The sequence below is a fragment of the Nonomuraea sp. NPDC049637 genome (genome assembly GCF_040675235.1).
Lineage (GTDB): Bacteria > Actinomycetota > Actinomycetes > Streptosporangiales > Streptosporangiaceae > Nonomuraea.
In genome coordinates this window covers 1-6,125 of record NZ_JBFAOM010000109.1, presented here as the reverse complement: position 1 = coordinate 6,125, position 6,125 = coordinate 1, and the positions used below count along the sequence as shown (strand labels likewise).

Here is a 6,125-nt window from a genome sequence, read left to right as displayed (position 1 = left end):
CGTCCGCCGTGCTGAACCCCGCCGGACGGCGCAGCGGCCTCACCCGCCGGGCGCCCGCGCCGGGCTGGGCGCCGCCCGAGGGGATCCGGACCGGCTGATCAGGCGCCGTCCCAACCGCTGCGCCGGTAACTCCACCCACCTCCAGGTCAGCGCGCACAGCCCGAGCAGCGCCGCGTACACCGCCGCCAGCAGCGCCAGGCGCGCCGCCACCGGCACGGCCGGCGGGTCCGGCAGGAAGAACTCCACGCTCTCCAGCAGCAGCGGATGCATGAGGTAGATCGAGTAGGACACCAGCCCCAGCCAGGTCAGCCACGACGGCATCGGACGGCGGCGCAGCGCCGTCGCGGCGGCGAACGTCAGCCAGGCCGCCGCGGTCGCCACCTGGGTTCCCGGCTCGGCGCGCGCGAGCCATAACCCCGCCACCGGTACCAGCGCCACGGACGCGAGGTGCCGGTGGCCGAATTCGCCGGTCTCGACCCGGTACAGCGCGGTGCCGGCGAACATGGTCGCCAGGATGAACAGCCCCTGCCACGGACCGGGATAACTCTGGTTGACCGCCAGCAGCAGGAGGACCGTGGCCGCGACGGCCACAGCGCCCGCCTGCCGCGTCCGCCTGCCGCCGGACAGCACCGCGGCCAGCCCGGCCCCCAGCACGGCGCTCACGACGACCACGACGGTGAGCATGCGCCCCGCCCCGCCGGCCGACAGGAGCGTCACCGGCAGCATCCCGGCGCCGAGCACCGCGGCCGCCGCGAACGTGAGCGCGGCTGCGGTGCTGCGCCGGTGCACGCGCAGGGTGAACATCGCCGTCAGCAGCAGGTAGAAGGCCATCTCGTACGACAACGTCCACAGCACGTTGACCAGGTTCGGGACGTACAGCAGGTTCTGCAGCATGCCGGCGTGCGCCAGGGCCAGCGCCACCGTCCGGGTGCCCCACCACACGTGCAGGTCGTCCCAGCCGGCCGCCACGAGCAGCAGCATGCCGGCCACGCACACGATGAAGAGCGGCCACAGCCGGAAGATTCGCGAGATCCAAAAGGCCCGCAGGCTGCCTCGCCGCTCCAGCGACGCCGGCACGATGTAGCCGCTTACCAGGAAGAACACCAGCACGCCGTACCAGCCGGGATCGAAGACGGCCTTGACCGGCAGCCGCGCCTCCGGCCACAGCGGCTTGAGCGCGTGCTCGAAGACCACCACCATCGCGGCCAGCCCGCGCAGCGCGTCCAGCCAGGCCAGACGCCGGGCGGCCCGGGGACCGTTCAACGCCACCCCCACCTGACCTCCAGCGCGTCCCGGCCCGGCGCGCCGCTCAGTCGTACCACTGGGGCTGCGGGTACGGGCTGGGGGCGGGACCCGCGTCCGCGCCGGGGATCACGTACAGGTCGACGGTGTCGGAGCTGTGCAAGCGGGTGGACGCCACGATCCAGTCGTCCTTGACCCGGCCGGTGGGGACGGCCTCGTCGAACCATGACATGCTCCCGTCGTCCTTTTCCGCGTACTTCCAGAACAGCCGGTAACCGGCCTTCAGGCCGCGCCGGCCCAGCTCGGCCCGTACGTCGGCGACCGTCCTGCCGTGGCTGGTGTAGCCGGGCAGGGCCTCGTCGTCCTCCGGGTCGACCGGGCCGTCATCGGCGTACGGCTCGCCGGGCCTGGCAGGGCGGCCGATGCCGAACACCACCCGCCCGGGGAAGTCGGCCGGCATCCAGACCTTCCCGCAGAACGCCGACGAACACGGCGTGATCCCCTGGGTGCCGATGCTGCCGTGCCACTTGAAGCCGTCCGGGACGACGGGGCCGATCAGCTTGCCCACCTCGGACGGCGCCACCGGGATCACCTTGACCGTGACGTTCAGCCCGACCGCCCGGAACGCCTCCTCGAAGCGGCGGCGGTCGGCCGTGGGGTCGGTGATGGTCACGCTGAAGTACGGGCCGGCGTTCTCGATGGAGACGGCGGCGTTGGCGTAGCTGGTCACCGGACCGCCGACCACGCTGGTGCCGACGGCGACGGCCGCCGCCGCGGCCACGGTCGCGAGCCCCAGCACCAGCCGTCGGCGTCGGCGGCGGGGTGTGGTCACGACGGCGGGCTCGCGCTCCTCCGACATGATCGCGTGCATGAGCTCCTGCGTCTCCGGCGCGGACGCCTCTCCTCTGAGATCCTGGTCATCGACGCGGGCGAGATCGGCGAGGTTCACAACGGGCTCCCTTCGAGGGCGACGGCGCGAGGGTGGTCGAAGCCGGCCTTGGCCAGATCCCGGGCGAAACGCCTGCGGGCGCGGTAGAGCCTGATCCGTACCGCGTTGCGGGAGATGCCGAGCACGCGGGCGATCTGCCCGTGGTCCAGCGCCTCCCAGGCGACCAAGGAGAGCAGCTCCCGGTCGTCGTCGGACAGGCCGCGGAAGACCTTTCCCATCTGGGACATCTCGTCCTCCGGCGAGCGGGCCAGCGCGGGGAAGGCGGCGAGCCGCTCGCGCAGGGCCGCCGTGCGCTGCTCGTGGCGCTCCTCGCCGCGCCGGTGGTTGGCGAGCACCCGCCGCGCCACGCCGTACAGCCACAGCCGCGCCTCGTCCCCCTCGGGCAGTTCCTCGATGCGACGCCACGCCGTGGTGAACGTCTCGGCCACCACGTCGGCCGCGTCCTCGGGGTGCGGGCAGCGCCGCAGGACGTACCCGAGTATGGGTTCGTAGGCGGATTCGTAGATCTCCACGAACCGGCTACGGGGATCGGCTCCCATCCGGTCTCCTTACCTGGATCATCTGTCACTTAAGTTCATGTCCAGGACTTTGGGGGCATTTCCCCGGCCGTATGCCGCGATACGCCGACGTGAGCGGCGGGGGGCCACCTCTTTCCTGCGCAGCCTTCTGGATTGACATTGCTAGCTATTTCAGTCATGTTTGAAATAACTAGCCAATGGATGCGGAGCAAGCCATGGAACACGTGACCTTCAACAGCGTCGGCACCCGCTGCGCGGGTGATCTCTACCTGCCCGAGACGAGCGAACCGGTCCCCGGGCTGGTGCTCGGGCACAGCGGGGTGATGGTCAAGGAGGCGCTGGCGTTCTTCGCGCCGTACTTCGTGAAGGCCGGCTTCGCGGTGCTGGCCATCGACTACCGCACGGTCGGCTCCAGCGAAGGCGAGCCGCGCGGCCTGGACTACCCGGAGCGGCAGGTGGAGGACTTCCGCAGCGCCGTGTCCTACCTGCAGACCCGCCCCGAGGTGCAGCCGGAGCGGATCGGGGTGTGGGGGGTGAGCATCGGCGGCTCGGTGGCGGCCCAAGCCGCCGTGCTCGATCGGCGCATCAAGTGCGTCGTCGTGCAGAGCCCCAGCGTGTGGGACGGATGGCGGTACATGGAACGCCTTCTGGGCCGTGCCGGTGTCCACGCGCTCCGCGACCAACTGCAGCAGGACTGGCAACGGCGCTACGAAGGCGGGCAGAGCGCTCGCGTGCCGCACCTGACGCTGGAGGGCGACAGCGTGAAGGACACCCCGGACATGTCGACCCGCCTGTTTCCCACCTACCGCAACGACAAGACCCTCGACTCAGCCGAGCACCTGCTCACCTTCGCACCGGAGAATCTCATCCACCGGCTCGCGCCGACGCCGCTGCTGATGATCGCCAACGGTGGCTGGGACCCGTACCACATGCTCGAGGAGGCGCAGAGCGCCTTCGCCAAGGCGGGCGAGCCCAAGCGGCTCGCGGTGCTGCCCTACGACGTGCTCGGGCTCTACACCGGCCCGGGCCTGGAAGAGGCGATGGCGCTCGCGATCGACTGGTTCGACCTCTACCTGCGCAGGACCCGGCTCGCGGACATCACCCCGACACCCACCTACGAGTCGGTGGCCGCCATGACACAGTGAACCGGCACACGATCAACAAGGAAGGACGCGACGATGACCGCTGGGGAACAGCAGGACCGGCTGCTTCGATGGGTGGAGCGGGTGGCCGCCTTCTGCGTCGAGGAGTGGGGGCTGCCGCCCATCACCGGACGCATCCTCGGCTGGCTCATGATCTGCGATCCGGCCGAGCAGTCCGCCGGCCAGATCGCGGACGCGATCCAGGCCAGCCGGGCCTCACTCACCTCGAACATGCGCTTCCTCACGGCCATCGACCTGGTCAAGAAGGTGAGAAGGCCCGGAGATCGCGTCTCCTACTACCGCATCGAAGACGACGCCTGGCAGAAGGTCATCCAGCGCAAGCTCGACAGCCTGAGCGCGTTCGGCGAGATCGCCGACGAAGGGCTCGACATCGCGGGCGGCGAGGGAAACCGCACCGAGCGCATCAAAGCCGCCCACGACTCCCTGACGTGGCTGCAGAACCTCGCGGCCCGTCATCCGCTACGCCGTTAAGGAACCCCCATGCACCGCTGGCAACCCAAGCTCGGGCTGATCCAGGAAACGCTGCTGCTCACTCTCCACGCCAGAGCTCTGGACGCCGGACTGCCCAGCCCCATCCTCGGCGACACGCTCTCCGCCGAACTGGCCCGCAGAATCGATTACGACTTCGGCAAGCTGAAGGTCAAGCCCAGCCTCGTCCTCACCACGGCACTGCGCGCCAAGAAGCTCGACGACGTCGTCCGCGCCTACGTCGCCGCTCATCCCGGATGCGTGGTGCTCGACCTGGGCTGCGGCCTGGACACCAGGATGTCCCGTTGTGATCCCCCGCCCGGCGTCGACTGGTACGACATCGACTTCCCCGAAGTGATCGACCTGCGATCGGAATGCCTGCCCGGCCGTTCCCACCTGGTCGGAGCCGACCTCACCGGCTCCGACTGGCTCACAGCCATCCCCGGTGACCGGCCGGCGATGATCGTCGCCGAGGGGCTGCTCCCCTTCATGCCCGACGACTCCTTCCAGGTGATGACCCGCGCGCTGACCGGCCATTTCCCTTCGGGGGAACTCGCGCTCAACGGCTACACCCGCTTCGCCGCCTGGGCCATGAAGTACCACCCGACCATCAAGGCACTCGGCATCAAAGCCGCCCAGGGCTTCGACGACCCACACGAACCCGAGTCCTGGGACGCCGGCCTCGAACTGGTCGAGGAGCAGATCCTCACCCGCGCTCCGGAAGTGGCCCTGTTCCCGCAACCGCTGCGCGCGCTGACCCGGCTCACCGCCGGCAGCACGGCCCTGTCCCGCCAAGGGGCGCGCATTCTCCGCTACCGGTTCTGAGCGCGGGCGGGCGGCGACAAGCCGCGTTCCCTCAGCTTGTGGACGTGGCCAAGGGGCCGATGGCGAGCCATGCCCCAGCCGGCAGGGCTCGGCTCGGATGGACCTGCTGGTCACCCAGCACGCTCACTGACCCTTCTGAGCCGTGACTAGGGTGCTGTGGTGAGCACATCCCGATCCTCCTGGCGCAACACCACCCATGACTGGGCGGCCGACGTCGACCTCGGCCACCTCGCCGACATCCGAGGAAACCCGGCCGAGTTCGCGCCCGGCGGCGTCCGGCACCTGATCCTCGAAGTCCTCGCCTACCCGGCCGACGAGGCGGCGAGCACGGGCGCCGGACGCTGCACCGTCACCCTTCACCCCGACGGCTCGGTGTCCGTGGCCGACGAAGGGCGAGGCACCGACACTCGTCTCGATGAACGAAGGCGGCCGGTGAAGAAGCCCGTCATGGCGTCCAAGGACCTGCGTTTCTTCGACGACCCCGGCGCGGAGACTCTCCCCGACGGGCATCCGCGCCGCGGCATGTCCGTCGTCGCCGCGCTCAGCGAGTGGCTCATCCACACCAACCGCCGCCTGAATGGGTCCTGGACCCAGCGGTACGAGCACGGCGTGCCCGTCACCGGCCTGGAGCCCATCGCCGGCGACGGCGCCACAGGGACGACTGTGCACTTTCTGCCCGGCGTGCACCTGCCCCCACTTGCCGACGACCTGGGCCGCTTCGCGAATGCATGGCCTGGCCTGGTCATGACCGTCGACGACCGCCGTGGTGGCTGACTGATTCTGATTTGGCCGTCCACCTTGGCCGAGAGCAAAACCAGCACCCGGCACTTCTCGTTCAGCTCTCCTCGCCCACACCGATCGTCCGGCACGTCAGGGGATCTGGGCCTCGATGTGGGCGAGTTGGGCGGCGAGGGTCTCCTCGAATGCGGCGCGGCGGTCTGCGCCGAGGGGGCGGATGTC

The 6,125-nt window shown here is 70.1% G+C and carries 7 protein-coding genes; 4 read left to right on the top strand and 3 right to left on the bottom strand.

The genetic code is table 11. The features are described from left to right. Window positions 1-39: 39 nt before the first annotated feature. The 3 genes from AB0J71_RS49645 to AB0J71_RS49635 are packed head-to-tail and all read right to left on the bottom strand — an operon-like array spanning window position 40 to window position 2,730. Window positions 40-1,263 carry an acyltransferase gene (locus AB0J71_RS49645; RefSeq protein ID WP_352330946.1) on the bottom strand — a complete coding sequence of 408 codons (1,224 nt, stop codon included), beginning with the start codon at window positions 1,261-1,263 and terminating at the stop codon, window positions 40-42. 46 nt (window positions 1,264-1,309) lie between these two features. Continuing rightward, complete coding sequence (locus tag AB0J71_RS49640) at window positions 1,310-2,191, bottom strand: hypothetical protein (protein WP_352330947.1); 882 nt, start codon at window positions 2,189-2,191, stop codon at window positions 1,310-1,312. Next, window positions 2,188-2,730: a sigma-70 family RNA polymerase sigma factor gene (locus AB0J71_RS49635; protein WP_364394084.1), complete on the bottom strand. Its 543-nt coding sequence runs from the start codon at window positions 2,728-2,730 to the stop codon at window positions 2,188-2,190. The genes AB0J71_RS49640 and AB0J71_RS49635 overlap by 4 nt, the downstream gene beginning before the upstream one ends. A gap of 194 nt (window positions 2,731-2,924) precedes the next feature. On the opposite strand from AB0J71_RS49635, the gene AB0J71_RS49630 reads away from it, so the two are divergent. From AB0J71_RS49630 to AB0J71_RS49615, 4 genes are all read left to right on the top strand, one after another. Next, on the top strand, window positions 2,925-3,854 hold the full coding sequence (locus tag AB0J71_RS49630; protein WP_364421403.1) for an alpha/beta fold hydrolase: 930 nt from the start codon (window positions 2,925-2,927) through the stop codon (window positions 3,852-3,854). A 33-nt stretch (window positions 3,855-3,887) separates the two neighbouring features. Then, entirely contained in the window at window positions 3,888-4,343 is a 456-nt protein-coding gene (locus tag AB0J71_RS49625) for a transcriptional regulator (protein WP_364421401.1), read from the top strand. Between the two features lie 9 nt (window positions 4,344-4,352). Continuing rightward, entirely contained in the window at window positions 4,353-5,165 is an 813-nt protein-coding gene (locus tag AB0J71_RS49620; protein ID WP_364421399.1) for a class I SAM-dependent methyltransferase, read from the top strand. A 159-nt stretch (window positions 5,166-5,324) separates the two neighbouring features. Then, the gene (locus AB0J71_RS49615; RefSeq protein ID WP_352330602.1) at window positions 5,325-5,939 is read left to right on the top strand and encodes a hypothetical protein; all 615 of its coding nucleotides are present in this window, start codon (window positions 5,325-5,327) and stop codon (window positions 5,937-5,939) included. Window positions 5,940-6,125: the final 186 nt, after the last annotated feature.

Excerpts from the sequence above, each read along its gene's own strand:
- AB0J71_RS49625 (WP_364421401.1), top strand. The coding sequence starts at position 3,888 with ATGACCGCTGGGGAACAGCAGGACCGGCTGCTTCGATGGGTGGAGCGG.
- AB0J71_RS49620 (WP_364421399.1), top strand. The coding sequence starts at position 4,353 with ATGCACCGCTGGCAACCCAAGCTCGGGCTGATCCAGGAAACGCTGCTG.
- AB0J71_RS49635 (WP_364394084.1), bottom strand. The coding sequence starts at position 2,730 with ATGGGAGCCGATCCCCGTAGCCGGTTCGTGGAGATCTACGAATCCGCC.
- AB0J71_RS49630 (WP_364421403.1), top strand. The coding sequence starts at position 2,925 with ATGGAACACGTGACCTTCAACAGCGTCGGCACCCGCTGCGCGGGTGAT.